The organism is Paenibacillus radicis (ex Xue et al. 2023) (assembly GCF_024722015.1).
Taxonomy (GTDB): Bacteria; Bacillota; Bacilli; order Paenibacillales; family NBRC-103111; genus Paenibacillus_S.
The window spans coordinates 1-1509 of record NZ_JANQBD010000072.1 but is presented as its reverse complement, the minus strand read 5'-3'; the positions used below and the strand labels follow the sequence as shown (position 1 = coordinate 1509).

Sequence of the window (1509 nt, the reverse complement as noted above, 5' to 3'; positions counted from 1 at the left end):
TCCACTAGCGTTGCATCAGACCTTACACATCATCAACTTAGTAAATCATCGTGTGAAAATTCACAAAGTTTTTCCATGACATAGTTAAAACACAACCCCACCTAAGCGTAGGTACATATTTCCAAAAATTTCTATTTACCTTTACCTTTTCCTCTTCTTCGGTTGGTGAATCTGCACGCCAGGTGTCTCTTTAACTTGCCACGGCTCCGGCGGACCTTTCTTCCGCCTGCCTAGGCTGAATTTACTTGGTCCCCTATGCAGCTCTCTTAAGAAACTCGACCAGCTCTTTGTTGCATACAAACGTATCAGTTCAAGTACATGCCATATCGTTTGCTTTGTTCCAAGCTCCTGTTTAACAAGATAAGACAAACCGTACGCAATCAGCGCTAAGTAAATATGATTCCAAACCGCATCTGGCTGATGGCTGTAGAGTTTTGCAAACTTCAAATGCTGTTTTAGCCATTTGAAGAACAGTTCGATCAGCCAGCGATTGCGGTAAATATCCATAACTTCTTCTACGGACAAATCACACTTCGTCGTTGCCAGACGGTAGAATCGGTTCTGCTCGTCGTAGAACTCAATGAGGCGCAGCGGAGCGCTCATTTTTGTTTTAGGCTGATTCCCCAGCAAAACCATAGCATCTCGAACGACTTCATCATTACCTTCGGGAATTGGCCGCTCTTCAAGGATTTCGGCGAAATGATGATTGGCTAAGCGAACGACAAAATCGATGTTATGGGTCGCCCATTTTTGCATTCTTTTGTAGCAAACATAACCGCGATCCATGACGTAAAGCACACCTGGATCTACAACTAGACTGTCCGAACCGATGTAATCACTGACATTGCCTGTAGACGGAACAATTTGATCCGGATAAGCCGTATGCTCATCGATGACCATGAGTCGCGTATGAACCTTGACGCTATTCTGCTTTTCCGTAACGTAAGCCCAATCTCCAATCATAGGAGGCATCCTCAAACTTGTAGAATCTACGATTCCTAAAGTAAGCTTGTCTTGTTTTTTGCGAGGATGAGCTGTCTTTTGAACAGCATGAACAACGGCAGCGAATAAGGCTTGAGTGACCTCGACAGGAAGAGCATTCATACGGCGCGATAGCTGAGACTTGTTGATGCTATGGATTTGGAATTCTTTCTGAAGCTCAGGGTCTGATCGAATACCTCTTTCGATCGTGTACAGAGAATCCCACTTCAATAGCTGTGCGGAGAGGAATATCTTCAGCAGATTCACTGTTTTAAGCTGTTTGCGATAATCAAGAAAAGGTGCTAAAAAATTTTCCAACGGCAAATAAGAAAGGCATTGACGAACTACCTGTTTATCCGGTACACTCAAAGTCCGAGTTCTCCTTTGTATGAGATGTATGGATAAAGTCCCTACATCTCTACACTGGAGATTTTTTTATGTTTTGTCCATGAAAATATAATATATAATTACAAAAATAGTAAATTATACAATTAATATTTATGTGTTAGCTTCGATGCAACGCTAGTG

At 42.3% G+C, this 1509-nt stretch carries 1 protein-coding gene; it reads right to left on the bottom strand.

What is annotated here, in order from left to right:
- Nucleotides 1-141 precede the first annotated feature (141 nt).
- Nucleotides 142-1350 carry an IS4 family transposase gene (locus NV381_RS38085; protein WP_258218456.1) on the bottom strand — a complete coding sequence of 403 codons (1209 nt, stop codon included), beginning with the start codon at nucleotides 1348-1350 and terminating at the stop codon, nucleotides 142-144.
- Nucleotides 1351-1509 lie beyond the last annotated feature (159 nt).